Origin of the sequence: Janthinobacterium aquaticum, from assembly GCF_009208565.1 — a bacterium.
In the GTDB taxonomy this organism is placed as follows: Bacteria; Pseudomonadota; Gammaproteobacteria; order Burkholderiales; family Burkholderiaceae_D; genus Janthinobacterium.
Genome location: NZ_WFLK01000002.1, coordinates 540,654 through 567,103 on the forward strand (window position 1 = coordinate 540,654; position 26,450 = coordinate 567,103).

Genomic DNA, 26,450 nt, shown 5'->3' on the forward strand with positions numbered 1-26,450 from the left:
TGAAAACCGGACCCTAATGCCGCTAATTTAAGAGGACGGTAGGTCGGATTAGCATAGCGTAATCCGACAATTCGCAGCTGATATTGTCGGATTACGCCGCTCCGCGGCCTGCGCGGCCCGGCCAATCCGACCTACTTGGTTTGCCACGAGTTTTCCTTAACTTGGCGGTATTACGACCTGACTGCGCTCTTGAAAATAGGCAAGGTCAAGTTGGCCACCAGTCCGCCGTGGGCGCCGTTTTGCAGCGTCAGCGTGCCGTGGTGGGCCTGGGCGACGGTCTGGGCGATCGACAGGCCCAGGCCGAAGCCGCCCGTGCCGGCGTTGCGCGATGCGTCGACGCGGTAGAACGGTTCGAGTGCGCGTTCGAGCAGGTCGGCCGGGATGCCTGGGCCTTTGTCGGCCACGCTGATGGTCAGCTGCCGGCTGTCCTGGGTCACTATGATATGGGCTTCGTGGCCGTAGCGGATGGCGTTGTCGACCAGGTTCTGCAGGCAGCGCTTGAGGCTGCGCGGGTAGGCGGGCAGGGGTGCAGCGTGGCCTTCGATGGTGACCGTGGCGCCGGTTTCGGCAAAGTCGCTGGCCAGGCTGGCCAGCAGGCTGTCGATATCGACGTTCTGGCGCTGTTCGTGCAGGCCGCTGTCCTGCACCATGGTCAGCGTGGCGGCCACCAGTGCGTCCATTTCATCGAGGTCGCGGCGGAATTTGTCGCGCTGCGCTTCGTCGCTCAGCATTTCGGCGCGCAGTTTCAGGCGCGTGATCGGCGAGCGCAGGTCGTGCGAGACGGCCGCCAGAAAGCGCGTGCGTTCGGCGATATTGTCGATCAGGCGGCGCTGCATGGCGTTGAAGGCGGTGGACGCCTTGCGTACTTCGGTCGGGCCGTCGGTGGCCAGCGGTGCGCTGAAGATATTGTCGCCCAGGCGGTCGGCCGCCTGCGCCAGGCGCGCCAGCGGCTGCATCACCAGCCGCACAGCCAGCCAGGCCAGCAGCAGCACGGCGGCAATGCGCAGCACATAGATGCGCAGCAGGTAGTCAATGGCCGCCTTGCGCGGCGCCGTGCTCATGCCGGCCTGGCCTTCGTCCATATCGGCCTGCAGCCAGCTGCCGTCGTGCAGGCGCAGCTGCACCACGAAGTGGCCGGTCGGGAAAGGCTCGCGCAGTAGCGAAAACCAGTTGCCCTGACGCTTGCCGGTGTGCGCCAGGCTGACGGCCAGCACGCGCGCCTGGTGGTGTGTCGGGCGCACCAGGCGCTGTTGCAGCACATCGAGGAACAGTTCGCTCGACAGCAGCGTATTGTGCTCGAGCGGCGCCTGCACGCTGGCTGGCGCGTCGATGCGGCGCAGCGTAAAGCCGGGCGTGTTGACGGCCGCCAGCACGGCCGGCAGGCTGGCGGCGGGTACGGCGTCGAGCATATGCGTCACGTCGGCCAGACGGGTGGCGGCCAGGCGCACGGGAATTTCCATCGCCTTACCATAGCGCATGTCGTACCAGACGGTGCCGGTCAGCGCCTGCGCGGCCAGCATGCCCACCACCAGCACCAGCGCCAGCCGGCCCGACAGGCTGCGCGGCCAGGCGCGCACGGCCCAGGCCGTCAGGCGCTTCATGCCTGGTAGGTCACTTCAGCGTTGAGCATATAGCCGCCATGGCGGATAGTCTTGATCAAAGCCGGGCTGCGCGGGTTGTCGCCCAGTTGCTGGCGCAGGCGACTGATGCAGACATCGATGGCGCGGTCATATGGCAGGCTTTCCTTGCCGAACACGGCCGCCAGCAGGAAGTCGCGCGACAGCGTGCGCTTCGGATGGTCGAGCAGGGCGCGCAGCACCAGGTAGTCGGAACTGCCCAGCGACAGCGTCACGCCCTGCGGCGAGCGTATCTGGCGCGCGCGCGTATCGAGCTGCCAGCCTTCGAAGCTGATGGTGTCGATGCGGTCGGCCTCGTGCTTTTCAGGAAAGCTGCGCGCGCGCCGGATAATGACCTTGATGCGCGCCAGCAGTTCGCGCGGATCGAACGGCTTGGGCAGGTAATCGTCGGCCCCCACTTCCAGTCCGATAATGCGGTCGACCAGCGTGCCGCGCGCGGTCAGCATGATCACCGGCGTCTCGCGCCGCGCGCGCAGCTGGCGGCACAGTTCGAGGCCGTCTTCGCCCGGCATCATCAGGTCGAGAATGATCAGGTCGACCGGTGTGCTGGCCAGCAGCTGCCACATCTGTTCGCCATTGGCTGCGGCATGCGCCTGGTAACCCGCGCCTTCGAGGTAGCTGGACAGCAGTTCCCGGATGTCCTCATCGTCGTCGACGATCAATATCTGGTCCGTCCGTTTCACGCTGCTGTTGCCGATACTCGTTGCCACTGCCTGCCACTCCTGCTTGCTGATTGCCGATGATTTGTAATGCTTTGTGTTGAGTGTGTTGCGCCAACACATTTCATTACATTTGCGCGCCGCCAGCTGTTTTGGCTGGCGCTGCCCGACATTATATTACTTGCACGCTCCTACTTGCACATGAGAATCATTACAATTTACCGAGGAATCCATGCAATTTCGCAACAAGCATAACAGTACCGCAGACACTATCGAAGCGCTTTTTTCCCAATACGGCAAGTTGTCGGCCACCGTCGGCCTGGCAGTCGGCTCGCTGGGCGCCGGCAGCGTGGCACTGGCTGCCGAGCCGGCTGCAGCGCCAGCGGCCGAACCACAGCAGCTCAATGAAGTGGTGGTCAAGGCCGAGCGCGAAGCGCCAGCCTACAAGCCTGAGCACCTGAGCTCGGCCAAGTTTGCCCAGCCGCTGCGCGATACGCCGCAAAGCGTCACCATCGTGCCGCGTGAAGTGCTGACCGAACAGAATGCGCAGAACCTGCAGGATATCCTGAAAAACGTGCCCGGCATCAGCTTTACCTCGGGCGAAGGCAACCTGGGCTGGGGCGATCTGTTTACCATCCGCGGCTTCTCGTCCGAGCAGAGCCTGACGGTCGACGGCATGCGCGACGCCGGTATGTCCAGCCGTAACGACACCTTCAATATCGAACAGGTGGAAGTATTCAAGGGTACCGGATCGATCGAGTCGGGCACCTCGGCTGTGGGCGGCACGGTCAACCTGGTCAGCAAGGAGGCCAAACTGGGCAACAGCAACAGCGTCTCGGTGGGCGTGGGTAATGCCAAATACCGCCGCGTGACGGCCGACCTGAATCGCCAGCTGAACGCCGATAGCGCACTGCGCTTTAACGTGATGAAGCAGAAAAACAATGTGCCGGGCCGCGACGTGACCAAACTCGATCGCCAGGGCCTGGCCACCTCGTTTGCCACCGGCCTCGATGGCCCGACCAGCCTGGTGATCGACCTGTTCCACCAGGAAGACAAGAACGTGCCGGACGGCGGCCTGCCGATCCAGCGCGGCACCAACGGCCAACCGATGGCCAACGTGCCGCACAGCGCCTGGTTCGGTGCAGACTCCTATACCCAGCAAACCAAGTCCGACAGCGGCACCGTCAAGCTCGCGCATGAATTTGCGCCAGGCGTGAAGATTCGCAACCAGACCCGCTGGGCGCTGACCGATAACCTGTCGGTGCTGTCGCCGGCGCGCTTCAACGGCGCCAATGCCAACGGCACGACGCTGGGCACTTCGCTTGGCTATACGGGCGTCGGCGGTTTGACGCCGGTTGCCGGGATTCCCTCTTACGCTGACTTTGCCAACAAGACCGATGCCTACGGCGTGCTGCGCTCAAGCGACCTGGGCACCTCCAAGCGCTATAGAATCGTGGCCAACCAGACTGACTTCAGCCTGGCCTTCAATACCGGCGCCGTGCGCCATGAACTGGTCACGGGCCTGGACCTGTACCGTGAAACCTATGGTGACCTGCAGCGCACCGTGCTGGCGCCCACCGGCACGCTGTGGTTCGACATGGCCCACCCGCAGGTGGTGCATAACGGCGTGGCAACCGTCAAAGGCGCCGCCGGCCTGGTCTCGCGCATCAGCAATGCCGGTGTCTATGTGACCGACGCGGTCCGCTTTTCCGACCAGTGGCGCATGGTGGCCTCCTTGCGCTACGACCACTGGAAAGCCGACACTTCGCTCAAGAACGTCAATACCACCAGCAGCAGCGACGGCGCTTTCAGCGGCCGCCTGGCAGCCATGTACAAGCCGGTGGAAGAAGCCAGCCTGTACGCCGCCTACGCACAAGCCGCACAGCCGTCGGCCATGGGCGCGTCGACCAATAACGCCATCTACGGCTCGGCAGCGGCAGCACAATACTCGCCGGCCACCTCGAAAACCATGGAACTGGGCGGCAAATGGGACGTACTGCGCCATCGCCTGGCGCTGACCGGCGCCGTCTTCCGCACCGAAGTGAGCGATTCGTGGGAATACAGCTCCGACGAAGTGTCGCCAGTGCGCGCCTTGCCGTCCAAACGCGTGCAGGGGGCCGAGTTGGGCGTGCAGGGCAACGTAACCGAACAGTGGTCGGTGTATGGCGGCTTGTCGCGCCTGCAAAGCCGCCAGACCAAGGGCGCCAACAACGGCAGCGAAGCGAAGAACGTCCCGGATATGACCTTCAACCTGTGGACCTCCTACACGCCGGTCTCGGGCCTGGTGTTCAGCTATGGCGCGCAGTATATGGGCGAGCGCCGCTATTCGGACAATGCCCGGGTCGGTGGCCTGAACAACAACAGCAGCACCGTGGCCGGCCCGGCCGGGCGCGCGCCGACCTATGTGTTCGACACGGAAAAGGCGCCGTCGTATTGGGTTCATAGCGCGGCCGTGCGCTACCGCGTCAACCCGACGCTGGCACTGAACCTCAACGTGCAAAACCTGACCAACAAGTTCTACTGGGCACGCATCGGCTCCTCGCTGGACGGCTTCCAGCTGTACGGTGTGCCGGGCGCCAGCCGCAGCGTGACCCTGAGCGCGGACCTGAGCTTCTGATGCAGGCAGCTGTCAGCGTGGCGCAATTGCGCACTATGCCGGCCACAGACTGGTCTGCCATGCTGGCCGAGGGCGGCGCCGAGGCGCTAGCCTGGCTGGAAGCGGCGGCGCGCCACGGTGTGTCGCGTGCCCAGGCTATCCTGGCGCAACGCTTGCTGACGGGCGAGGGCGTGGCGGCCGATCCGCCGCAGGCCGTCCACTGGTTTCGCCAGGCGGCCGCGCGCGATGACGCCGAAGCGATCAATATGCTCGGGCGCTGCCTGGAAAACGGCTGGGGCGTGGCGGCCGACGCGCAGCTGGCCGTCTACTGGTATCGCCAGGCGGCCGTGGCCGGCCTGGACTGGGGCATGTACAACCTGGCCAATTTGCTGATGAGCGGCAAGGGCATCGCCGGCGACCGGCCCGCCGCGCTGGCGCTGTACCGCCAGGCGGCGGCGCTGGGCCACGCCAAGTCGGTCAATATCCTCGGCCGTTTTCATGAAGAAGGCTGGGACATGCCGGTCGACCCAGCGCAGGCGGCGCTGCTGTACTGCCAGGCGGCCATCGGCGGCGACTTTCGCGGGCAGTTCAATCATGCACGTCTGCTGCTCGAACGAGGCAAGGTGGTGCAGGCCGTGGCCTGGCTGCGCCGTATTCCGGCCACGGCCACGCCGGCTTTTCTGGCCAACCTGCGCGGCTGGCTGCAGGCCTCAGGCACGCCGCAGGTGGCGGCGCTGGCCGCCTTGCCGCCATTTCAATCATAGGAAAATCCATGCTGCATCTGAAATCGGTACTGACACCGGCCGAAGTGGCCGAGGCGCGCGCCATCCTGGAAAGCGCGCAATGGGAAGACGGACGCGTGACGTCGGGCAGCCTGCCCGCGTCGATCAAGCGCAACCGCCAGTTGCCGGCGCAGGGTGCCAGCACCCAGGCCTTGCAGCAACTGGTCTTGCAGGCGCTGCGGCGCAACCAGCTGTTTTTCTCGGCCGCGCTGCCCAACCGGATTGCGCCACCCATGTTCAACCGCTATGACGCTGCTGATGGGGTAGAGCAGGGCGACTATCTGGCCGACCATGTCGACGTGGCGCTGCGCTACCTGCCGGACGGCGAACGGGTGCGCACCGATATGTCGTGCACGCTGTTTTTTAGCGACCCTGAGGAATACGACGGGGGCGAACTGGTGGTGTCAAGCAGCTGGCGCGACGAGCACGTCAAGCTCGCTGCCGGCGATATGCTGCTCTATCCGGGCGACAAGATCCATCGCGTCAACCCCGTCACACGCGGCTGCCGCTTCGCCAGCTTTATCTGGTTGGAAAGCATGATCAGGAATGAACAGCAGCGCAATTTGCTGTTCCAGATGGACCGCGACCTGATGGCGCTACGCGCGCAGGCGCAGGGGCAGCAGTCGCCGGCCATCACAGGGCTGACGGGCGCGTATCACAACCTGTTGCGGATGTGGGCGCAGGGGTAATGGGGGCGTCAACAATGTTGTCGGATTACGGCCCGAAGGGCCTAATCCGACAAATCCCATCAGCGCTAATAATACTGTCGGCTTACGCAAGTACGGTAATAAACTGCTCGCGCGGACGGCGTACTTTTTTCAGGTTGACCAGCCAGTCGCCTTCTTCGGCGCGGTAGCCCAGCGGCAGCAGTACCACCGAGCGCAGGCCGCGTTCGCGCAGGTTCAGGATTTCGTCGACCTTGGCCGGGTCGAACCCTTCCATCGGGGTCGAATCGACTTTTTCTTCGGCTGCGGCAATCAGGGCGGTACCCAGGCCGATATAGGCCTGGCGGGCGGCGTGCTGGAAGTTCGTTTCGGCGTCGCGCTGTGGGTAGGTATTGAGCAGCATCTGGCGGTATGCTTCCCAGCCTTCGTTCTTGAAGCCGCGCTCTTCGTTAACCAGGTCGAACATGGCGTTGATGCGCTCGGCCGTGTAGTTGTCCCAGGCGGCAAACACCAGCAAATGCGAGCTGTCGGTGATCTGGCCCTGGTTCCAGGCATGCGGCTTGATCTGTTCGCGCAGCGCCGGATTGGTCACCACGAACACTTCATACTGCTGCAGGCCGCTGGAGGTAGCGGTCAGGCGCACTGCCTCGAGGATGCGGTCGACTTTTTCCTGTGGTACCGCTTTCGACGGATCCATTTTTTTGGCGGCATAGCGCCATTGCAGCGTTTCCAGCAGATTGGACATGGCAAAACCTTTCAGTGTGAATAGTACAGGTCGGAAATGATAGCCGATCTGGCCATTTCAAGTGCTCGGCGCCAGAATTTCTGCTGCCGCGCCCTTTGGCGCCGGCCAGGCAATGCAAAAAATACTGCCGCCGGCGCCGCTGCGCCGGCAACTGGCGCTGCCGCCATGCGCGCGCGCAATGGCGGCCACCACCGCCAGCCCCAGGCCGCTGCCGCCATGCGCCTGCACGCGCGCAGTATCACCGCGCCGGAAGGCATCGAACACCAGCGGCGCCAGCGCGGCGTCGATACCGGGGCCGGCGTCCTCGAGCTGCAGCAGGCACTGCCGGCCATCAAGCTGCAGCGACAGCGTCAACGGGCCGGGATCGGCATAGCGGCAGGCGTTGTCGAGCAGGGCGATTACCACCTGGCGCAGGCGCGCCGCATCGCACAGCACGCTGCCGCCGTCGAGCGCCAGTTGCAGCTGCAGGCCGGCAGCGGCCAGCGTCGGGGCCATCAGGCTGGCGGCCTGGCGCACTTCTGTGGCCAGATCCGCGTCAGCCAGGCGCAGCTGCAGCTGGCCGCTGTCGAGCAGGCTCAGAGTGCGCAGGTCTTCGATCAGACGGCCCAGGTTTTCAACTTGTGACAGCAGCGCAGGAAATTCGATCTCTTCGGGCTGGAATACGCCGTCGACCACGCCTTGCAGCGTGCCGCGCAGGATGGTCACCGGCGTGCGCAGTTCATGCGCAATGGCGGCGTTCCAGGTGCGGCTTTCACTGGCGGTGCGCTGCAGTCGCTCGGCCATGCTGTTGAAGTCGTCGACCAGCATGGCGGTCTCGCCCAGGCTGCGGTCGCCGGCCGTGGCGCGCGCGGCCAGGTCGCCATGGGCCACGCGGCGCACATTGTCCATCACCGAATTGATCGGTTCGAGGATACGCCGCGCCAGCCGGATGGAAAAACAGACCGCCAGCACCAGGCCGAACACCAGCATGAACAGGATCCACAGCCATTCGGCCAGTTTCGGATAGGTGTCGTCAGGCTGCGAGACCAGGTTCGGGTCGATATCGTAGATAACGGCAAAGAAGATCCACGAGCCGGTCCAGATGGCCAGGATGGCGAAGATGATCATCGCCGACATCGACAGGCCGATCTGCCGGAACAGGCCGGTCAGCCGCATCAGCCTTCGCCTTCGAGCCGGTAGCCCACACCGCGCAGGCTGACCGGCATATTGGGCACGCCAGCTTCCTCGAGCTTTTTGCGCAGCTTGCTGATATGGCTGTCCACGGTGCGTTCAAGCGACTGGCTTTCGGGCATGCACGCTTCGAGCAGTTCAAGCCGGCTGCAGACGCGTCGCGGCGTGCGCGCCAGATGGACCAGCAGGCGAAATTCGGTCAGCGTCAGGTTTAGCGCCGTCGGCGCACCACCGCCACTGCGCACGCTGACCGTATAGTGTTCCTGGTCGATTTCAAGCGGGCCGCAGCGCAATACGCCCGCCGCGCCATCGTATTGCCGGCCCTGCGAGCGGCGCAGTACGGCCGCCACCCGCGCTACCACCTCGGCCGGATTGAAGGGCTTGACGATATAGTCGTCAGCACCCACGCGCAGGGCGGCCAGCTTGTCGGCGTCCTGGTCGCGCGCGGTCAGCATGATGACCGGGGTTTCGCCGCGCCGGCGCACCTGCGTCAGCACGCTCCAGCCGTCCTGCAGCGGCATCTGCACGTCCAGCAGGATCAGGTCGGGCTTGAGCATCAGATGCTGTTCAAGCGCGGCGCGCCCGTTGGCCGCATGCGCCGTATGGTAGCCGTCGCGCTGCAGATAGCCGGCCAGGATGCGCGCGATCTGCGGCTCGTCTTCGGCAATCAGGATCAGGGGCGCCGACGAGGGCGGTGGAGGTGGTTCGGGCGGGCGCAGGGAAATCATGCGGCCAGTCTAGCACCGTTGGCCGTCTCCATCGAATCTCCACATTTCCTCAACGGCGCTTCCATGCAAAGCCCTTATTGTGCGGCACTGGCCGTCGCGACCGCGCACGGCAACAGCCTGTGAGAGCAACCATGCGTCCTGATGAATTTCCTTTATCTTCCCTGAAAACCACCGTCATCGTGGCGGCTCTGTTGAGCCTTGCCGCCTGCGGCCGCAGTGCGCCGCCCGCGCAGGCGGCCCCGGAAGCACCGCCGGCCGCCGTAACGGTCATCAAAGTCCAGAGCGAACCCGTACTGCGCAGCGACGAGTTGCCCGGGCGCGTAGCGGCCCTGCGCACGGCCGATATCCGCCCGCAAGTGAGCGGCATCGTGCTGCGCCGCCTGTTCGAGCAGGGCGCTGAAGTGAAGGCCGGCCAGAAGCTGTTCCAGCTTAATGCCGCGCCGTTCCAGGCCGATGCCGATGCGGCCGACGCCGCGTTGCAGCAGGCGCTGGCCACCTCGCGCCGCGCCATGCAGCAGGCCGAACGCCTGCAGCCGTTGATGGAAGCAGACGCCGTCTCGCGCCAGGCCTATGACGATGCGGTGGCCCAGCGCGACCAGGCCGTTGCCAGCGTGGCGCAGGCGCGCGCCGCCCTGGCGCGGCGTCGCCTGGACCTGGCCTTTGCCAGTATCGAGGCGCCGATTGCCGGGCGCATCGGCTCCGAACTGGTGACCGAAGGCGCGCTGGTGGGCCAGGCCGACACCAATCCGATGGCCCGCATCGAGCAGATCGACAAAGTGTATGTCGATGTGCGTCAGCGCGCCACCAGCCTGGCTGCCGGTGCGGCTACCGCTCAGCCGGTGACGATCATCGGCGCCGACGGCAAGCCGTATCCACATTCCGGCAAGGTACTGTTTGCCGGCACCAGCGTCGACGCCGGTACCGGCGACACCATCGTGCGCGTGCTGGTCGACAATCCGCAGCGCCAGCTGTTGCCCGGCATGTTCGTGCGCGCCCGCATTGCGCGCGGCGCGCCGGCCGATACCGTGCTGGTGCCGCAGCAGGCCGTGCAGCGCAGCAGCGACGGCCAGGCCCGGGTCTGGGTGGTCGACAGCGCGCGCAAGGCCAGCCTGCGTCCGGTACAGGTCGAAGAAGTGATCGCGCAGCAGTACGTGGTGGCCAGCGGCCTGAAAGCTGGCGAGACGCTGGTCATCGAAGGCCAGGAACGGCTGCAGCCGGGCGCCGTGGTAACGCCGCAGCCATGGCAGCACAAGGCCGCCGCTGCCAAAGCCGCTGCCGCGCATTGATACGGCCCGGCCTTACTTATTTCTGAAAGCTCCTTAACATGCCTCAGTTTTTTATCAACCGCCCCGTCTTTGCGTGGGTGGTAGCGGTCTTTATTATCCTGTTCGGACTGATCGCCATACCGCAATTGCCGATTGCGCGTTTTCCTTCGGTGGCGCCGCCCAGCGTCAGCATCAGCGCCAGCTACCCTGGCGCCACGCCGCAGACCATGAACGATTCGGTGGTCAGCCTGATCGAGCGCGAGCTGTCGGGCGTCAAGCACCTGCTGTACTTTGAATCGTCGACCGACAGCTCCGGCTCGGCTTCGATCACTGCCACCTTCAAGCCCGGTACCGATCCGGAAATGGCGCAGGTGGACGTGCAGAACCGCCTCAAAGCCATCGAGCCGCGCCTGCCGCAGGCGGTGCGCCAGAATGGCCTGGGCGTCGAATCGGCGTCGTCAAGCTTCCTGCTCATTGTCAGCGTGCACGCTACAGCGCAGGGCAAGTACGATGAGGTGGCGCTGGGCGACTACCTGGCGCGCAACGTGGTGGAAGAACTGCGCCGCATTCCAGGCGTGGGCAAGGTCCAGCTGTTCGGCTCCGAACGGGCCATGCGCATCTGGGTCGATCCGGGCAGGCTGGTCTCGTACAACATCGCCATGAGCGATATTACCGCCGCCATTGCGCAGCAAAATGCGCAGATCGCGCCGGGCCGCCTGGGCGATTCGCCAGCCGTGGCTGGTCAGCGCGTCACCGTGCCGTTGACCGTGCAGGGCCAGCTGCAAACGCCGCAGCAGTTCGCCGCCATCGTGCTGCGCGCCAACCGCGACGGTTCGAACCTGACGCTGGGCGACGTGGCGCGCGTGGAATTCGGCGCGCAGACCAGCAACTTCAGCATCCGTGAAAACGGCCAGCTGGCTTCCGGTGCTGCCGTCATGCTGTCGCCGGGCGCCAATGCGGTCAAGACGGCAGTGGCCGTGCGGGCGCGCATGGCCGAACTGGCGCCGGCCATGCCGGCAGGGATGGCTTATTCGGTACCGTTCGACACCGCGCCGTTTGTGAAAATCTCGATTGAAAAGGTGATTGCCACGCTGATCGAGGCGATGGTGCTGGTGTTCCTGGTGATGTATCTGTTCCTGCAGAAGATACGCTATACCCTCATTCCCGCCATTGTCGCGCCGATTGCACTGCTCGGCACCTTTACGGTGATGCTGATGGCCGGCTATTCGGTCAACGTGCTGACCATGTTCGGCATGGTGCTGGCAATCGGCATTATCGTCGACGACGCCATCGTGGTGGTCGAGGCGGTCGAGCGCCTGATGGCCACCGAGGGGCTGTCGCCCAGGGAAGCGACCGTCAAGGCCATGCGCGAGATCACCGGTGCGGTGGTCGGCATTACGCTGGTGCTGACGGCGGTGTTTATTCCGATGGCGCTGGCCAGCGGTTCGGTGGGCGCCATTTACCGCCAGTTTACGCTGGCCATGGCGGTGTCGATCCTGTTCTCGGCCTTCCTGGCACTGAGCCTGACGCCGGCGCTGTGCGCCACGCTGTTGAAACCAATCGGCCCTGACGACCATGCCAAGCGCGGCTTTTTTGCCTGGTTCGATCGCCAGTTCGAGCGCATGACAGCGCGCTACGAGCAGGGCGTGGTGCTGCTGGTACGGCGTGCTGGTCGCACCATGTTTGTCTATGGCGCCATCGTGGCGGCACTGGTGCTGGCCTTTATGCAGCTGCCATCGGCGTTTTTGCCAGAGGAGGATCAGGGTTACTTCATTACGTCGATACAACTGCCGTCGGACGCCACCATGGAACGCACGCTCGATACCGTCAAGCTCTATGAGCAGCATGTGGCCAGCCGGCCCGGCATTGAAAACAACCAATCCATACTCGGTTTCAGTTTTTCCGGTGCCGGCGCGAACGCGGCGATGGCCTTTACCATGCTCAAGGACTGGAAAGAGCGCAATGGCGCTACGGCGCAGCAGGAAGTGGCGCTGGCGCAGCAGGCGATGGCCGCGGCAAAAGAGGGCACGATCATGAGCCTGATGCCGCCGGCTATCGATGAACTGGGCAATTCGTCCGGCTTTTCGCTGCGCCTGCAGGACCGCGCCGGCCAGGGACTGGCAGCGCTGCAGGCGGCGCAGAATCAGCTCTTGACGCTGGCTGCGCAAAGCAGCAAGGTGGCCGGTGTGTATCCGGATGGCCTGCCGGCGGGCAGCAGCGTGCGCCTCGATATCGACCGCGCCAAGGCCGAAGCGCTCGGCGTGTCGTTTGCCAGCGTATCGGACACGCTGACCGCCGCCATGGGCTCGACCTATATCAACGACTTTCCCAACGCCGGACGCATGCAGCAGGTGATTGTCCAGGCCGATGCGCCAGCGCGCATGCAGCTCGACGATGTGCTGGCGCTGCGCGTGAAAAACAGCGCCGGCGCGATGGTGGCGCTGCGTGAAATGGTGCGGCCGGTATGGACCGAAGCACCGCTGCAGCTGGTGCGCTACCTCGGTTATCCGGCAGCGCGTATTTCCGGCAGCGCCGCGCCCGGTGTCTCCAGTGGCGACGCCATGACCGAAATGGAGCGTCTGGTGGGCCAGTTGCCACCGGGCTTTGCGCTGGCCTGGACCGGCCAGTCGCTGCAGGAAAAAGAATCGGCCTCGCAGGCGCCGATGCTGATGGCGCTGTCGATGCTGGTGGTGTTCCTGGTGCTGGCGGCGCTGTATGAAAGCTGGAGCGTGCCGCTGTCGGTGATGCTGGTGGTGCCGCTCGGTTTAATCGGGGCTGTCGCCGCCGTCATGCTGCGGGGCTTGCCCAACGATGTGTTTTTCAAGGTGGGCATGATTACAATTATCGGCCTGTCGGCCAAGAATGCGATTCTGATCGTGGAATATGCGCGCCAGTTGCAGGCCGGCGGCAAGACGCTGGTCGAGGCCACGGTTGAAGCGGCGCGCCTGCGCCTGCGTCCTATCGTCATGACCTCGCTGGCCTTCGCGCTGGGCGTGGTGCCGCTGATGCTGGCCAGTGGCGCCAGCGCCGAGACCCAGCATGCGATCGGCACCGGCGTGTTTGGCGGCATGATTACGGCCACCGTGCTGGCGGTGTTTTTCGTGCCGGTGTTTTTTGTGGTGGTACTGAGCGCCATGGACCGTTTCAGGCTATATCGGCGCGGCAAAAAGTCGGCAGCAGCAGAAGGAGAACAAGCATGAGAAGCTTAGTGATATTGCAGGCGTCGGCGATGGTGCTGGCCGTGTCGGCCTGCAGCCTGGTGCCGCCACTGGACAAGCCGGCGCCGCCGATACCGGCGACCTATGCACTGCCGGTGGCCGGCGCGCACCGTGCAGCGGACATCGGCTGGCGCCAGATGCTGCCGGACGCGCGCCTGCAGCGCCTGGTCGAGCTGGCGCTTGAACATAACCGCGACCTGCGCCTGGCCGTGCTCAATGTGGACAGCGTGCGCGCCCAGTACCAGATCCAGGACGCTTCGCGCTACCCGGCCATTGGCGCCACAGCCGGTGGTACGCGCCAGCGCACGCAGGACGCCATCGGCGCGCCTGCCGTGCAACAGCAACTGACGGCCGGCGTGGCCATGAGCGCGTTCGAGATCGACCTGTTCGGCCGTCTGCGCGCGTTGTCTGACGCGGCCTTTGCACGCTACCTGGCCACGCAGCAGGGCCAGCAGGCGGCGCGTCTTAGCCTGATTGCGGCGGTAGCCGACGCCTACCTGGCGCAGCGGCTGGCCGAGGAACAATGGCAGCTGACCGAGCAGACCTTGCATGACTGGCGCGTGGCGCTGGCGCTGACGCGGCGCCTGCACGCGGCGCGCCAGGCCAGCGGGCTCGATGTGGCGCAGGCCGAAGGTCAGGTGGCCAGCGCTGAAGCGGACCTGCAGGCGCGCGAACGGGCGCGCGTGCTGGCGCGCAACAACCTTGAACTGTTGCTGGGAACGGCCTTGCCTGCCGATCTGCCGGCCGGTCGCGCGCTTGACGCCCAGCCGGTGCTGACGCAACTGCCCAGCGGCCTGCCGTCCGAGCTGCTGGCGCACCGGCCCGATATCGCCCAGGCCGAGCTGGCCCTGGTGGCGGCCAATGCGGAAATCGGCGCGGCGCGCGCGGCCTTCTTTCCGCGCCTGTCGCTGACGGCCCAACTGGGCTTTGCCAGCCCGGCCATGGGACAGCTGTTCAAGGGCAATGCACGTACCTGGTCGTTTGCGCCGCAGATTACCCAGCCGCTGTTCCAGGGCGGGCAACTGCGCGCCGAGCTGCGCCTGGCCGAACTGCGCAAGGAGGTCGCCGTGCTGCAGTACGAGCAGGCGATTGAAGTCGCGTTTCGCGAGGTGAGCGATGGCCTGGCCGGCAGCGCCACCTATGCCGGCCAGGTCAAAGCCCAGCAACGCGCGGTAGCGGCAGCGGCGCAAAGGCTGCGTCTGTCGCGCCTGCGCTACGAAGCGGGGCAGGATAGCCGGCTGGAACTACTCGATGCTCAAAGGCAATCATATGCTTCGCAGCAAACTTTGCTAGACTTGCGGCGTGACCAGTTCAGTTCTGCCGTGGCGCTCTACAAGGCGCTGGGAGGAGGACTGGAAAAATAGCCGCGAGGCTGACCGGAGTCCCTATGTCTGCCAGGTTGTTGTCAGTGTTACTGCTTTGGGCCGCCAGCCTGCCGTTACAGGCTGGCGAGCAGCCCGGGCCGGGCCGGCCGGGCGCTACGCTCAAGCTGGTCAGCTTTCCCTATCCGCCGCTGATGCTGGTCGACGCCGGCCATGCGCCGGCAGGGCCGATGGTCGAGCTGGTCGCGCGCGTGTTCGAACGCATGGGCCAGCCGGTGCAGCTAGAGATCGTGCCGCTGGCGCGCGCGCTGCTGCAGATGGAAACAGGTAGCGCCGACGCCATGTTTACCGTCAAGAAAACCCCCGAACGTATGGCTGCCTACCTGTTCTCCAGCGAGCCGATACTGCAGCAGGATTATGTATTTTTTACACTGCGCGATACGCCGCTGCCGTTTCGCGGCGACCTGGCCGCGCTGGCCGGCACCAGCATCGGCGTGGTCGGCGGCACCTCCTATGGCCCCCGTTTCGATGCAGCCGTCAAACAGGGCCAGTTGCGCCGGCTCGAAGTGAGTAGCAGCCATGAGTCAAGCTTCAGGAAACTGCTGGCCGGGCGCATGCAGGCGCTGATCTGCAGCCGCGTGGTGGGTCTGGCAATTTTGCAGCAGTTGCAGGCCGAAGCGCGCGTGAAGGTCAGCGGGCCGGTGGTCGACACCACGCAAAGCTACCTGATGTTCAACCGGCGCACGGTTTCGCCGCAACTGGCGGCGCACTTCGACCGGGCGCTGCAGGCGATACGCCAGGAAGAGCTGGCGGTGTCGCGAAAATAAGCACGGTCCGGCGAAATTCTGGCCAAACCTTGCAACATGGCCTACAATCGCCATGTCGGAAAAGGCAGATTTGGTCATAGGTAAGCCCAAATCCTTTCAGCTGAAAGCTCTGTTCCTTGCCTTGTGCATGAGTCCCCTCGACGAACATTTACGCCGCATGGCGTCCATTGTTCGTCCGTGTGGTCTCAGGCGCTTCTTCCTTGACAACTGCTCCGGTCGAACAGCAACCGGAGTCCTGTATGTCTTTCCCTGTTTTTCCTGCTGCTGCATCGGCGCGCGGTTCCATGGCCGTGATCCTGCTGTCGGTGTTGCTCAACTTTGCCGGCTTTACGATCATTATCCCGGTGCTGCCGTTTTCGGTGGCGCGCCATGCCGCGCCCGGCGACGTGGCATTCTGGGTCGCACTGATCCTGTCGCTGTACGCCCTGTGCTCCTTCCTGGCCGCGCCGGTGCTGGGCGCCATCAGCGACCGCCATGGCCGCCGGCCGGTGCTGTTGTTGTCACTGTGCGGTTCGGCCGTCGGCTTTGCCGTGTTTGGCGTCAGCGGCAGCCTGTGGGTGCTGCTGCTTGGCCGCATGATCGAAGGCCTGAGCGCCGGCAGCATCTCGACCCTGTACGCCTGCATCGCCGACACCCACGCGCCGCACGAGCGCGGCCCGGCCTTTGGCCTGCTGGGCGTGGCCGGCGGCCTGGGTTTTATGCTGGGCCCGGTGCTCGGTGGCCTGCTGGGCAGCTGGTCGCTGGCCGCGCCGCTGTATGGCGCGGCCGGCCTGGCGCTGCTCAATGCGTTGCTGGTCTGGCGCTGGCTGCCCGAGAGCCTGGCGCCGGCCAGGCGCAGTACGGCACCGCAAAAAGCCCGCTTGAACGCCTTCAGCCAGCTGCGCGCCGCGCTGCGCGTCCCGGTCTTGCGGCTGCTGTTTGGCGTGGTGTTCTGCTTTGCGCTGGCCAGCGTGCTGCTGCAGTCCAACCTGGCGCTGCTGATGAAAGACCTGCTGGCATTGACGCCGGCGGCGATCGGCCTGGTGCTGGCCGGTATCGGTGTGATCGATATTGTCAGCCAGGGCCTGGTGGCGCGCCGGCTGCTGCCGCGCGTGGGCGAACAGCGCCTGGCCGGCGCCGGGCTGCTGATCAACGCCGCCGGCCTGTTGGTGCTGGCCTGGCTGGCGCGCTTTCCCTTTGTACCGCTGCTGCTGTGCGGCGTGGCGCTGTTTACCTTTGGCGACGGCCTGTTCCAGCCCTCGGTCAACGCGTTGATTGCCGACGCGGCGCCGGAAGGCCGGCAGGGTGAAGTGCAGGGCGCCAACCAGGCGCAGCAGTCGATTGCGCGCATGTTTGGCCCACCGGCCGGCGCCTGGCTGTACGCGCTGCATCCGGGCGCGCCATATGCGGTGGCGGCGCTGGTGGGGGTGGTGGCGGCAATGGTTTTAGCATCAAAAAATATTTTTCAACCACCTGCATCCAAACCGGCACGTCCCGTGTAGTGCAATGGTACGCGCCTGTTTTTCGCGGGCGCGGCACCCCAGATAAAATCTAAGGAGCCACGACCATGCCTACCCTGCCTGCTTTGTCCTTTCCCCGCCTGCTGCTCGTTTCGTCCATCGCCCTCAGCCTTTCCGCCTGTGGCGGCGGCAGCGATCACAAGGACGAGGTAATCGTCACGCCGCCGCCCGCGCTGGCGGCCGGCGATACATTTATTCTGACTGCAAGTAACAAGCTCATTTCGTTCGACCGCACCGCGCCAGGCGCCGTCAATACCACCGTCAGCGTAACGGGCCTGCAGTCGGGCGAAAACCTGCTGGGCATTGATTATCGCCCGGCCGATGGCCAGCTGTACGGTGTAGGCAGCACCGGGCGCATTTATGTGATCAACGGCGCCACGGGCGCCGCCACGCTCAAGTCAACGCTGAGCTCCGATGCGGCCGATACCACGGCGCCTTATACGACCTTGTCCGGCGCCAGCTTTGGCGTGGACTTCAATCCGGTCGCCGACCGCCTGCGCATCGTCAGCAATACGGGCCAGAGCCTGCGTATCAATGTCGATACGGGCGCCACCACCACCGACGGCAATATCAACGGTGGCGCGGCCAATACCGCCATTACGGCTGCGGCCTACACCAACAGCTTTGCCGGCACGGCCAGCACCACGCTGTATGTAATCGACGCGGCCAACGCTACGTTGTACACGCAAAACCCGCCCAATAACGGCACGCTGGTCAACCCGGTGCCGCTGGGCGTGGCCGCTACTGCCGTGGGCGCCTTTGATATCGATGCGCGCAACAATACCGGCTACGCCGTGATGACGGTGGGCGGGGTGCGCAGCCTGTACAGCGTCAACCTGTCCGCTGCGACCGCACCGGCCACGCTGGTGGTGGCCATCGGCGGCGGTGAAGACGTGCGCGGCATTGCCCTGAAAACCCCGTCCGCGCCGCTGGCGCACGGCCTGACCGACGACGGCCGCCTGGTCACGTTCAAACCTGCCACGCCCAATACGCTGGACGCCAACGTGGCCATTACGGGCCTGGCCAGTGGTGAACGGCTGCTGGGCATCGATATCCGGCCGAAAGACGGCCTGCTGTACGGTATTTCCTCGACCGGACGCATCGTGACCATCAACGCCGGCACGGGCGCCGCCACCGTCAAGTCCACCCTCAGCGCCGATGCCGCCGATACCACCGCGCCTTACACGGCCATTGCCGGCAGCGCCTTCGCCGTCGACTTCAATCCGGTGGCCGACCGTCTGCGCGTGATCGGCAACACGGGCCAGAGCCTGCGCATCAATGTCGATACGGGCGCCACCACCACCGACGGCACCATCAACCGCGCCGGCGCACTGCCGGTGGTGACAGCCGCCGCCTATACCAACAGCTATGCCGGCACCACGGCCACCCAGCTGTTCGATATCGACACGGCCAGCGCCAGCCTGGCGCTGCAAAATCCGCCCAATGACGGCACGCTGGTCAATATCGGCGCGCTGGGCGTGGCGGTAGCGGGCGACGCAGGCTTCGATATTGCCGGTGGCGCCAACGGCCTGGCCCTGGCCGCATTGCGCACCACGGCAGGCGGCCCGAGCGCGCTGTACCGGGTTGACCTGGTCACTGGCGCGGCGGTGCCGGTCAATGGCGCAGCCACGCCAGCCACCTCGGCCATCGGCGCCGGCAGCGTGGGACTGGTGGACCTGGCGATCGCGCTCAAATAAGCGAAATAAGCAGCGTTGAAAAAAAGGCGCGCCTTGCTGTATTGTAGAGGGCGCGCCTTTGCACGCTTTGCATGTTTACGGAGTAGCCGCCTTGTCCACCAATCTGCATCGTCCCTACCAGTCGGCCGACCTCGATGCCTGTCTGCGCCTGTTTGACAGCAACACCCCGCATTATTTCGATCCGTCCGAGCGCGAACTGTTTGTCCGCTACCTTGGCCGCTCCACCCAGCCGTTTTTCGTCATCGAGCGCGATGGCGTGATCGTGGCCTGCGGCGGCTATGCGGTCGAGTCCGACGGCGTGACGGCCAGCCTGACCTGGGGCATGGTCGAACGCAGCCTGCATGGCCAGGGCCTGGGCCAGGCGCTGACGGCAGTGCGCCTGGCGGCGATCCGCGCATTGCCGCAGCTGCGCCAGGTGGAAATCAACACCAGCCAGCATACGCAGCGCTTTTATGCGCGCTTCGGTTTTGAAACCGTCAAGGTCACGCCGGACGGCTATGGCCCCGGCATCGACCGATGGGATATGCTGCTGCCTTTAACGCCACCCGAACAGGAACCATCTTGAACCCGCATATTCTTCCCGTCCCGCTGGAAAAAGCCTATCGCCTGATCAATCACGGCCCGGCCATCCTGGTCTCGGCGCGCCACGCTGGCATGGACGACGTGATGGCCGCCTCCTGGGCCTGTGCGCTGGACTTTTCGCCGCCCAAGCTGACCGTAGTGCTCGACAAGGCCACGCGCACGCGCGCGCTGGTCGAAGGGGCAGGGCGCTTCGTGATCCAGGTGCCGACGGCGGCTCAATTGCAGCTGACCCATGTGGTGGGCACGCACAGCCTGGCCGAACTGCCCGACAAGCTGTCGCGCGCCGGCGTGACCCTGTTCGATCCGGAAGGCCATGATCTGCCCTTCGTTGACGGCTGCTCGGCATGGCTCGAATGCCGGCTGGTGCCGGAGCCACATAATCAAGCCACGTACGACCTGTTTATCGGCGAGGTGGTGGCGGCCTGGGCCGATGAGCGCGTGTTCCGTGACGGCCACTGGCATTTTGAAGACGCCGATCCGTCCTGGCGCAGCCTGCATTACATTGCCGGCGGCCAGTTCTATGCGATCGGCGAGAGCCTGAAAGTCCAGGTAGAAAATTAGCAAGTTTTCTTTGCGGCAAATGTTATGCTATGGGACCACGCTGCCATCACTGGTAGCACTCATCGTTTTCGGGTTCCATAGAATATGACCATCAGAAGTCTTGCAGCTTATCGTCGTGCCCTGGCAGTGACCGGTGTGATCTTGTCGGTGCTGCTGTTATTGGTGCTGTTTTACTTCCAGGCGCCGGCGCTGGCGCCCGACTTTGCCAGTATTTACGTGGTGCTGTTGGCCGCAGCCATCCCTGCAGTGCTGCTGAGCGGGCGCGCCGTGTTGATGGCGGCATGGGTGGCGCTGGCCCTGGTGTTTGGCGCGGTGGTGTTTTTCACCACCGCACCGGTGCTGCATGCATCGGCCTATTACCGCATGCTGGGCGCGGAAACGCCGGCCAATTTCCATGAGGCGCTGGCGCCCATCGATATCGACCAGGCGCCGCTGGTGTCGCAGGACATGGCGCTGCAGGCAATGCAGAAGCGTTTGTCGGAAATCGCGTCGCTGGGCTCGCAAGTGGCGGTCGGCACGCCGGTCAAGCAGCTGGTGCGCGACAAGCTGGTGTGGGTGGCCTTTCTGGAACACAGCGGCTTTTTCAAATGGTTTGCCGACGGCGCCACGCCAGGCTACCTGGTGGTCTCGGCGCACGACCCGGCCGACGTCAAGCTGGTGATGGAGCTCGACGGCAAGCCGCTCAAGCTGCGCTACCTGCAGTCGGCTTATTTTGGCGACTATGTCGAGCGCCATGCCTACCTGTCGGGCAACGCCGGCGTGGGGCTGACCGACTTCGAGCCGGAAATCGACGACGACGGCGTGCCGTATTACGTTGGCACGGTGTACCAGCACAAGGTGGGGTTTTCCGGCAGCGACACCACCGGCATCGTGACCGTCAATGCACTGACCGGCGAGGTCAAACGCTACAAGATGGGCGACGAGCCGGCCTGGGTCGACCGCATCCAGGCCGAGGAATTTATTCTCGAACAGATGCAGGACCGCGGCGAATATATCCACGGCTATATCAACCTGAACAACGAAGGCCGCCTGCGCGTGGACGGTGATCTGGACCTGGTCTATGGCGCCGACAAGCGACCGTACTGGATCGGCGGCATGACCTCCAAGGGCAAGAACAACGGTCTGTCCGGTTTCTATTTGGTCGACTCGCGCAGCAAGACCGTGCGCTGGTTCAAGGTGCCGTCCGTCTCGCAGGCTACTGCTGCCCATGCGGTGGAAAACGTCAATCCTGAAAAACGCTACCGCGCCACCAATCCGCTGCCGTTCCTGGTCAACGGCGCACCGACCTATGTGATGGCGCTGCGCGACGGCCAGGGCGTCTCGCGCGCCTTCGGCATGGTCGACATGCGCAATAACCAGGTGATCGGCGTGGCCGACACGCTGAGCGCCACCCTGCGCAGCTACCAGTCGCGCCGCTCGACCAACCGGGTGGCGGCCGATATCGGCGCCGAAGCACGAGAGATCGCGGTGCAGGGCACGGTGGTGCGCATCGCCGCTGAATTTCGCAACAACCAGACCATGTACTACATCACGCTGTCCGTCGGCGACAAGATACTGGGCACGATTTTTACCGGCAGCTCGGACCTGTCGGAAGAACTGGTGCTCACCAAACCCGGCGACAAGGTCGAGCTATCCTACTCGGACAGCAACACCCGCGTGGTGGGCATGAGCAAATTCCATAACACCGATATTCCGGGGCTGTAAGGCCGGGCCGGCCACGGGATACAGTAATGTCAATCAGGAGGCAGTCGATGATCCATGCAATCAGAAGTTGGACGGCGGTGCTGGTCGCTGCAGGCTTGTCTGCCTGCACTGTGACCGAGCCGGTCGTGGCGCCCAAACCGGCCACTTCGGCCACGCCGGCGCTCACCCCATCACGCATGCCCTTGCTCACTGACCTGGGCGTGGCCTGGGACCAGGTGGCGCACCGGGCCGACAAGCGCTGGATTTGCCGGGCCACGCCCAGCGGCACAGTGGTCATGACCTCGCTGTGCGAGGGCAGGCCCAAAGAAGATACCCGCTGGCCGGGGTTGGCTGTACCCGACAACTGGGATGGCGTGGTGCATATGGATTGACACGTGGCTGTGAAACAGACGCCATGAGGTAGGCGTGCCGGCGTTAGATCAGTCCAGCGCCACCACCCGGTCGCCGGGTCCGGCCACGCAGCCTTCTGCCACCGGCTCCCAGCCATGATGCACCACCACCTGTTTGCCGTTATGGCAGATTTCCACGCGGCTGCTCGCTGGCAGGTGCTGGCGAGCAAACGCTTCGAGGCTGGTAGGCAGGCTGACCTGCAGCTGCATGCTGGCAATCGCCTCGGGCGGATGGTCGTTCATTTGCACCAACGGTACGAAGATCGAGCCGAGCATCAGCCAGCGCGAGCCGACATCGACCGGCTCGGGCGCATAGCCGGCCTGGCGCAGCCAGTCCTGGGCGCGTTGGCGCAGGTCGGCGCCATCGGCTAGCTCCCCCCAACTGGCGGCCAGCATTTCAATCGCCCATTGGTTGCAGTTCTGGTACAGCACGCTGTAGGGATAGGCGTTGGCGCTGTAGCGCCCTGCCAGCAGATGCTGTACGGTGGCCGGATCGAGCAGGGTGCGGCGCAGCGCCGGCGTGGTCTCCGCAGGCAGACGCACCAGCGAGATATAGCCCACTGCGGGATTGTCGGTGCCCATCGCAAAACCGGCCGTGCCCTGGTCGAAGATGCGCGGACGCCCTTCGTCGCAGGCGTAATAAAGCTGGCGCGCGCTCCAGGCGCCGTCGTCGTGGCGCCAGGCCAGTGCGGCGTGCGAATAGCGGATGCCGAAGCGTGCCAGGTCCAGGCCGGAACGGCTGACCAGCGCCACGCTGCCTTCGGTGGCGGCCAGCTCCTCGCGCACCACGGCGGCAAAGCGCAGCAGGCGGTCCTGCTCGCTGGCCGTCAGCTCGGTGCTGCGGTCGCAAAAACGGGTGGAAAGGCCAGAGGCCTGCGCGGCGCCGGCAGCGCCAAGCAAGGCACAGGCGGCAACGATCGGCGCGAAGCGCCAGCTCACATGCTGACCGGACGCGTTGCCAGTTCGCCGTACCAGTCGTCGGCCAGCACCAGGAAGAAGGCGGCGCGCGTGTCGTTGCGTGAAAACTCGATGCCGTAGGCGCGGTTCTGCGCGTAGATCATGTCGCCCTGCGCCAGCTGCTGCTTGTCGAGCGCCACTTGCGGCAGGTCCAGCAGCACCGGCTGCTTGCCGGCATCGGTTTGCAGCGTCAGGCGCGTCATGCCATCGCGCCCGGCAACGGCGGCGATATCGATAATGCGGTAAGGGCCGTTGGCCACTTTGTTGTCGCGCGAGGAGCTGTTGCTCGACCCGTTGAGCGAATCGGACACGCTGCCGCTCGATGCCGAACCGGCGCTGGAGGCGGAAGAAACAAAGCTGTCGGCGTTGGCGTTGCAGGCCACGCTCAGGGCTGCGGCCAGGCCGAGCATGCGTAAAGAGGTTGTCACGGCGGTATCCAGTACGAGAGCAAAAAAAGCAAGCCGGCACCGGTACAGTCCGGTGCTCGGCTTGCCATCATAGCAGAGCCCGACATGGCTGAATACTTAACTTGGCTTAACTTGGTTTAACTGAGCAATACCGCGATCAAAGCCTTCGCTTCAGCCGATGGATTGTTGCGCATTTCGTACAGAGTCGGGTCGCTGTCGAGATAATGGCGCAGGCGTTCGCTGGTGGTTGACGGCAGTTGCGGCAGGGGCGAGGCGACCGGCGCGAGCGCCTTGGCCAGCAGCAGCGTGTCGCGCAGGCCTTCCGGCGGCATCAGCACGCTGGCGCCGGGCAGGGCGTTGATGGCGTCGGCCACCTGGGTCGGCACGCCCAGCTGGCGCATCAGCGCGCGGCCGATGATCTCGAGCGCGGCCGGCAATTGGCCTTCGACCTGCTGGTACAGGCCGGGCGTGCGGTCGGCCTCGGCCAGCACGAACAGGCCCGCCACTTCGTGCACGATGCCGGCAAACATAGCCGTATCGGCGTCGGTGTGCGTGACGGTGCCGGCAATTTCATGGGCCAGCGCCGCCACATGCACGCTGTGCGACCACAATTGCGCGGCCCTGGCGCGCAAGGCGGCGTCGCGGATGCCGGACTTGAGCTGGTAGATAACGGCGGCGGTGGCCAGCGAGAGCAGGTTGCGCTGGCCCAGGCGATCGGCGGCGGCGCGCACGCTGGTCACGGCCTGCACATGGCCATGCGCATACATGACCGAGTTGGCCATCGCCACTGCGCGCGCCGACAGCGCAGGCTCGGACAGCAGCAGGCGGTGGATATCGGCCGCGTGGCAGTCAGGGTCGCCCAGCGCCTGCTGCAGGCGCAAGGCGGTATTGACGGTGGTGGGGAAGGACAGCGTGTCGCTGTGGGCGCGGTCCATGAGCTGGGCCAGGCTGCTGAGTTTATCGGCGTGCATGTATGGAAGAAGTAAAAAGGCGCCAGGCGCAAACAATGCCACCATTATCAGACAATTTTGTCGGGCGTGTCGCCGGACTGGCAGCGGCGTCGCCAGGCCGGCGCTCGGCTATAATCGGCGCCATGTTTTATGGGAGCCGCATGCATACCTTGATTTCCGAATTGCAAAGATTGTACCTGCGCGAAGGGCAGGAGCCGGGGCCAGCCGCGCTGCGCTTGGTTAGCGACGATGGGCAACTGCGCACACTGGTGCTGGCTTTTGGCGGCAAGGGCGACGGCGCGCAGCACTGGAGCGAGCTGGTAACGCTTGCCAATGCGCTGCAGCAGGAACTCGATTTGCCGGCGCCGGCTGTCAGCGTGTCCGGCGGCGATACCTTCCATCTGTGGCTGTCGCTGGCCACGCCGGTGCCGCTGGCGCAGGCACAGGCGTTTGTGGCGCTGCTGCGCCGCGTCTTCCTGCCCGATAGCGGCCGGGTGCTGGCCAGTGCGCCGCCGGCCGACCTGGTCGACCTGCCATTGCCGCCGTCGCTGCATGCATCCGGCAAATGGTCGGCCTTTATCCATCCCGGCATGGGCGCGGCGTTTGTCGACGAACCCGGCCTCGACATGGCGCCGCCCGCCGCCGGCCAGCTGGCCCTGCTCGAGAACGTGCGCAGCATCACGGCCCAGCAGTTTGCGCAGGCGCTGGCCAAGCTGCAGCAGCATGTTGGGGAGGTGGCAGCGCCGGCAATCCCGGTAATTGTGGCAACCGCGCCCGAAACGCCACTTTCCGGGCTGTTGCTGCAGGACGCCACCCTGGAAGACATCGTGCGCTGGCTGCACGCGCGCAATATCGAGCCGACCTTCCGGCATCGGCTGCCTTAGCCCTGATACGCCAACAATGTTGTCGGATTACGGCCCCTCCGGGGCCTAATCCGACCTACGCGGCGAATCGGGCATGCGGGGCCTCGGCGATAGCCGATGTCGGTCAGCCGGTACTGTCGGTTCGGCCGCCATTCCGGTATCATGTCGGCATGAACAATATTTCCTTCCAACCTTTTATTATTGGCGTCGCTGGCGGCAGCGGCAGTGGCAAGTCGACCGTCTCGCAGCAGGTATTGGCGTCGTTTGGCGCTGACATGGTGTCGGTCGTGATGCAGGACGATTACTACCGCGACCAGACCCACCTGTCCCTCGATGAGCGCGCCCGGCAAAACTACGACCATCCCGATGCGTTCGACTGGCCGCTGCTGGTGCAGCATATCCAGGCGCTGCGCGTCGGCGAAGCAATCGAGATGCCGGAATACAACTTCACGCTGCACAACCGCTCCGAAAAAACCATTCCCGTCAAGCCGGCGCCGGTGATCGTGATCGAGGGCCTGTTTGCCCTGTACGATGCCGATCTGCGCGACATGATGTCGCTCAAGATCTTTGTCGACACCGCCTCGGACGTACGCTTTATCCGCCGCATGCAGCGCGATATCACCGAACGCGGCCGCTCGGTGGAAAGCGTGGTCAGCCAGTACCTGGAAACCGTGCGCCCGATGCACAAGCAATTTATCGAGCCCACCAAGCGCAATGCCGATATTATCCTGCCACATGGCGCCAACGGTCCGGCGGTTGACATGATCACCACCAAGGTGGCCAGCGTGATCGGCAAGCTCAAGCGGACATGATCGCGCCGCCGAGCGGAAGTGCGGCCAGAGCATGAAACAGCATGCGCTGGCCTTGCTCGTTCTCTCGATGGCGACCAATGCGCCGGCGGCTCCAGCACCGGCGCGATTGAAAAAAGGCATGGCTTTCCAGGCGGCCGACAGCGAACTGCGCCGCAGTGGCTGGTTGCCGCAGGCCATGCACGTAAAACACACCTATAGCTACACCGGCATCGAAAAGACCTTGCTGCGCAGCGGCGTCAAGGGTCTGGAGGGCTGTGCCGTCGACCGTCCTGTCTGCATCGTGCATTATGCAAAAGGCAAGGCATGCATGCGCGTGCTGACCTGGGGCGAGCAAGTGAGCGTTCTGTCAGTCGATTATTGGGACAAGCAGTGTCCGCCCCGGGACGCGCTGTAAGGTACTGGGCGCGCCCGGTTT

Annotated in this window: 24 protein-coding genes; 16 read left to right on the plus strand and 8 right to left on the minus strand. The window is 64.8% G+C overall.

Going from position 1 to position 26,450, the window contains the following annotated elements:
- Positions 1-170: 170 nt before the first annotated feature.
- A complete protein-coding gene (locus tag GCM43_RS05245) occupies positions 171-1,601 on the minus strand; it encodes an ATP-binding protein (protein WP_226929324.1) in 1,431 nt (476 codons plus the stop codon).
- The gene (locus GCM43_RS05250; protein WP_319636936.1) at positions 1,598-2,347 is read right to left on the minus strand and encodes a response regulator transcription factor; all 750 of its coding nucleotides are present in this window, start codon (positions 2,345-2,347) and stop codon (positions 1,598-1,600) included. Before GCM43_RS05250 ends, GCM43_RS05245 begins: the two co-directional genes overlap by 4 nt.
- Positions 2,348-2,528: 181 nt before the next feature.
- Between GCM43_RS05250 and GCM43_RS05255 the strand changes: the two genes are divergently transcribed.
- Genes GCM43_RS05255 through GCM43_RS05265 form a run of 3 tightly spaced genes read left to right on the plus strand, consistent with a single transcriptional unit; the run spans position 2,529 to position 6,363 of the window.
- On the plus strand, positions 2,529-4,913 hold the full coding sequence (locus tag GCM43_RS05255) for a TonB-dependent receptor (RefSeq protein WP_152242448.1): 2,385 nt from the start codon (positions 2,529-2,531) through the stop codon (positions 4,911-4,913).
- Positions 4,913-5,656: a tetratricopeptide repeat protein gene (locus GCM43_RS05260; RefSeq protein WP_152242449.1), complete on the plus strand. Its 744-nt coding sequence runs from the start codon at positions 4,913-4,915 to the stop codon at positions 5,654-5,656. Before GCM43_RS05255 ends, GCM43_RS05260 begins: the two co-directional genes overlap by 1 nt.
- Before the next feature lie 8 nt (positions 5,657-5,664).
- Positions 5,665-6,363, plus strand: a complete 699-nt coding sequence (locus GCM43_RS05265) for a Fe2+-dependent dioxygenase (RefSeq protein ID WP_152242450.1) — start codon at positions 5,665-5,667, stop codon at positions 6,361-6,363.
- Between the two features lie 82 nt (positions 6,364-6,445).
- Here the strand turns inward: GCM43_RS05265 and GCM43_RS05270 are convergent, their stop codons facing one another.
- From GCM43_RS05270 to GCM43_RS05280, 3 genes are read right to left on the minus strand one after another with little or no spacing between them, the layout of a single operon-like run.
- The gene (locus GCM43_RS05270) at positions 6,446-7,084 is read right to left on the minus strand and encodes an NAD(P)H-dependent oxidoreductase (RefSeq protein WP_152242451.1); all 639 of its coding nucleotides are present in this window, start codon (positions 7,082-7,084) and stop codon (positions 6,446-6,448) included.
- A gap of 57 nt (positions 7,085-7,141) precedes the next feature.
- Positions 7,142-8,239, minus strand: coding sequence for an ATP-binding protein (locus GCM43_RS05275; protein WP_152242452.1), 1,098 nt, complete (start codon positions 8,237-8,239; stop codon positions 7,142-7,144).
- Positions 8,239-8,982 carry a response regulator gene (locus GCM43_RS05280; protein WP_152242453.1) on the minus strand — a complete coding sequence of 248 codons (744 nt, stop codon included), beginning with the start codon at positions 8,980-8,982 and terminating at the stop codon, positions 8,239-8,241. Before GCM43_RS05280 ends, GCM43_RS05275 begins: the two co-directional genes overlap by 1 nt.
- Positions 8,983-9,113: 131 nt before the next feature.
- Between GCM43_RS05280 and GCM43_RS05285 the strand changes: the two genes are divergently transcribed.
- The 10 genes from GCM43_RS05285 (at position 9,114) to GCM43_RS05330 (ending at position 22,028) form a co-directional block, all read left to right on the plus strand.
- Positions 9,114-10,268: an efflux RND transporter periplasmic adaptor subunit gene (locus GCM43_RS05285; RefSeq protein ID WP_152242454.1), complete on the plus strand. Its 1,155-nt coding sequence runs from the start codon at positions 9,114-9,116 to the stop codon at positions 10,266-10,268.
- Between the two features lie 38 nt (positions 10,269-10,306).
- A complete protein-coding gene (locus GCM43_RS05290; RefSeq protein WP_152242455.1) occupies positions 10,307-13,447 on the plus strand; it encodes a multidrug efflux RND transporter permease subunit in 3,141 nt (1,046 codons plus the stop codon).
- Complete coding sequence (locus tag GCM43_RS05295) at positions 13,444-14,829, plus strand: efflux transporter outer membrane subunit (RefSeq protein WP_152242456.1); 1,386 nt, start codon at positions 13,444-13,446, stop codon at positions 14,827-14,829. The genes GCM43_RS05290 and GCM43_RS05295 overlap by 4 nt, the downstream gene beginning before the upstream one ends.
- A 44-nt stretch (positions 14,830-14,873) precedes the next feature.
- Positions 14,874-15,614 carry a substrate-binding periplasmic protein gene (locus tag GCM43_RS05300; RefSeq protein WP_193315545.1) on the plus strand — a complete coding sequence of 247 codons (741 nt, stop codon included), beginning with the start codon at positions 14,874-14,876 and terminating at the stop codon, positions 15,612-15,614.
- Positions 15,615-15,853: 239 nt separating this feature from the next.
- Complete coding sequence (locus GCM43_RS05305; protein ID WP_193315546.1) at positions 15,854-17,095, plus strand: MFS transporter; 1,242 nt, start codon at positions 15,854-15,856, stop codon at positions 17,093-17,095.
- A gap of 65 nt (positions 17,096-17,160) precedes the next feature.
- Positions 17,161-18,810 carry a DUF4394 domain-containing protein gene (locus tag GCM43_RS05310; protein ID WP_152242459.1) on the plus strand — a complete coding sequence of 550 codons (1,650 nt, stop codon included), beginning with the start codon at positions 17,161-17,163 and terminating at the stop codon, positions 18,808-18,810.
- Between the two features lie 91 nt (positions 18,811-18,901).
- The gene (locus GCM43_RS05315; RefSeq protein ID WP_152242460.1) at positions 18,902-19,375 is read left to right on the plus strand and encodes a GNAT family N-acetyltransferase; all 474 of its coding nucleotides are present in this window, start codon (positions 18,902-18,904) and stop codon (positions 19,373-19,375) included.
- Entirely contained in the window at positions 19,372-19,953 is a 582-nt protein-coding gene (locus GCM43_RS05320; protein ID WP_152242461.1) for a flavin reductase family protein, read from the plus strand. Before GCM43_RS05315 ends, GCM43_RS05320 begins: the two co-directional genes overlap by 4 nt.
- Positions 19,954-20,037: 84 nt before the next feature.
- Positions 20,038-21,657, plus strand: coding sequence for a hypothetical protein (locus tag GCM43_RS05325; protein WP_152242462.1), 1,620 nt, complete (start codon positions 20,038-20,040; stop codon positions 21,655-21,657).
- Positions 21,658-21,704: 47 nt separating this feature from the next.
- On the plus strand, positions 21,705-22,028 hold the full coding sequence (locus GCM43_RS05330; protein WP_152242463.1) for a hypothetical protein: 324 nt from the start codon (positions 21,705-21,707) through the stop codon (positions 22,026-22,028).
- A gap of 48 nt (positions 22,029-22,076) precedes the next feature.
- On the opposite strand, the gene GCM43_RS05335 is transcribed toward GCM43_RS05330, so the two are convergent.
- The 3 genes from GCM43_RS05335 to GCM43_RS05345 form a co-directional block, all read right to left on the minus strand.
- The gene (locus GCM43_RS05335; protein ID WP_152242464.1) at positions 22,077-22,985 is read right to left on the minus strand and encodes a DUF2145 domain-containing protein; all 909 of its coding nucleotides are present in this window, start codon (positions 22,983-22,985) and stop codon (positions 22,077-22,079) included.
- Positions 22,982-23,413: a hypothetical protein gene (locus GCM43_RS05340; protein WP_152242543.1), complete on the minus strand. Its 432-nt coding sequence runs from the start codon at positions 23,411-23,413 to the stop codon at positions 22,982-22,984. Before GCM43_RS05340 ends, GCM43_RS05335 begins: the two co-directional genes overlap by 4 nt.
- Positions 23,414-23,547: 134 nt before the next feature.
- On the minus strand, positions 23,548-24,345 hold the full coding sequence (locus GCM43_RS05345) for an HDOD domain-containing protein (protein ID WP_193315547.1): 798 nt from the start codon (positions 24,343-24,345) through the stop codon (positions 23,548-23,550).
- Between the two features lie 176 nt (positions 24,346-24,521).
- On the opposite strand from GCM43_RS05345, the gene GCM43_RS05350 reads away from it, so the two are divergent.
- From GCM43_RS05350 to GCM43_RS05360, 3 genes are all read left to right on the plus strand, one after another.
- Positions 24,522-25,244, plus strand: coding sequence for a hypothetical protein (locus GCM43_RS05350; protein ID WP_152242466.1), 723 nt, complete (start codon positions 24,522-24,524; stop codon positions 25,242-25,244).
- Between the two features lie 149 nt (positions 25,245-25,393).
- Positions 25,394-26,035 carry a uridine kinase gene (gene udk / locus GCM43_RS05355; RefSeq protein ID WP_152242467.1) on the plus strand — a complete coding sequence of 214 codons (642 nt, stop codon included), beginning with the start codon at positions 25,394-25,396 and terminating at the stop codon, positions 26,033-26,035.
- A 31-nt stretch (positions 26,036-26,066) separates the two neighbouring features.
- Positions 26,067-26,429: a hypothetical protein gene (locus GCM43_RS05360; RefSeq protein ID WP_152242468.1), complete on the plus strand. Its 363-nt coding sequence runs from the start codon at positions 26,067-26,069 to the stop codon at positions 26,427-26,429.
- Positions 26,430-26,450: the final 21 nt, after the last annotated feature.

Excerpts from the sequence above, each read along its gene's own strand:
- GCM43_RS05255 (WP_152242448.1), top strand. The coding sequence starts at position 2,529 with ATGCAATTTCGCAACAAGCATAACAGTACCGCAGACACTATCGAAGCG.
- GCM43_RS05270 (WP_152242451.1), bottom strand. The coding sequence starts at position 7,084 with ATGTCCAATCTGCTGGAAACGCTGCAATGGCGCTATGCCGCCAAAAAA.
- GCM43_RS05360 (WP_152242468.1), top strand. The coding sequence starts at position 26,067 with ATGAAACAGCATGCGCTGGCCTTGCTCGTTCTCTCGATGGCGACCAAT.
- GCM43_RS05260 (WP_152242449.1), top strand. The coding sequence starts at position 4,913 with ATGCAGGCAGCTGTCAGCGTGGCGCAATTGCGCACTATGCCGGCCACA.
- GCM43_RS05325 (WP_152242462.1), top strand. The coding sequence starts at position 20,038 with ATGACCATCAGAAGTCTTGCAGCTTATCGTCGTGCCCTGGCAGTGACC.
- GCM43_RS05295 (WP_152242456.1), top strand. The coding sequence starts at position 13,444 with ATGAGAAGCTTAGTGATATTGCAGGCGTCGGCGATGGTGCTGGCCGTG.
- GCM43_RS05340 (WP_152242543.1), bottom strand. The coding sequence starts at position 23,413 with ATGCTCGGCCTGGCCGCAGCCCTGAGCGTGGCCTGCAACGCCAACGCC.
- GCM43_RS05290 (WP_152242455.1), top strand. The coding sequence starts at position 10,307 with ATGCCTCAGTTTTTTATCAACCGCCCCGTCTTTGCGTGGGTGGTAGCG.
- GCM43_RS05310 (WP_152242459.1), top strand. The coding sequence starts at position 17,161 with ATGCCTACCCTGCCTGCTTTGTCCTTTCCCCGCCTGCTGCTCGTTTCG.
- GCM43_RS05285 (WP_152242454.1), top strand. The coding sequence starts at position 9,114 with ATGCGTCCTGATGAATTTCCTTTATCTTCCCTGAAAACCACCGTCATC.
- GCM43_RS05305 (WP_193315546.1), top strand. The coding sequence starts at position 15,854 with ATGTCTTTCCCTGTTTTTCCTGCTGCTGCATCGGCGCGCGGTTCCATG.
- GCM43_RS05275 (WP_152242452.1), bottom strand. The coding sequence starts at position 8,239 with ATGCGGCTGACCGGCCTGTTCCGGCAGATCGGCCTGTCGATGTCGGCG.
- GCM43_RS05280 (WP_152242453.1), bottom strand. The coding sequence starts at position 8,982 with ATGATTTCCCTGCGCCCGCCCGAACCACCTCCACCGCCCTCGTCGGCG.
- GCM43_RS05330 (WP_152242463.1), top strand. The coding sequence starts at position 21,705 with ATGATCCATGCAATCAGAAGTTGGACGGCGGTGCTGGTCGCTGCAGGC.
- GCM43_RS05245 (WP_226929324.1), bottom strand. The coding sequence starts at position 1,601 with ATGAAGCGCCTGACGGCCTGGGCCGTGCGCGCCTGGCCGCGCAGCCTG.
- GCM43_RS05350 (WP_152242466.1), top strand. The coding sequence starts at position 24,522 with ATGCATACCTTGATTTCCGAATTGCAAAGATTGTACCTGCGCGAAGGG.
- GCM43_RS05265 (WP_152242450.1), top strand. The coding sequence starts at position 5,665 with ATGCTGCATCTGAAATCGGTACTGACACCGGCCGAAGTGGCCGAGGCG.
- udk (WP_152242467.1), top strand. The coding sequence starts at position 25,394 with ATGAACAATATTTCCTTCCAACCTTTTATTATTGGCGTCGCTGGCGGC.
- GCM43_RS05345 (WP_193315547.1), bottom strand. The coding sequence starts at position 24,345 with ATGGACCGCGCCCACAGCGACACGCTGTCCTTCCCCACCACCGTCAAT.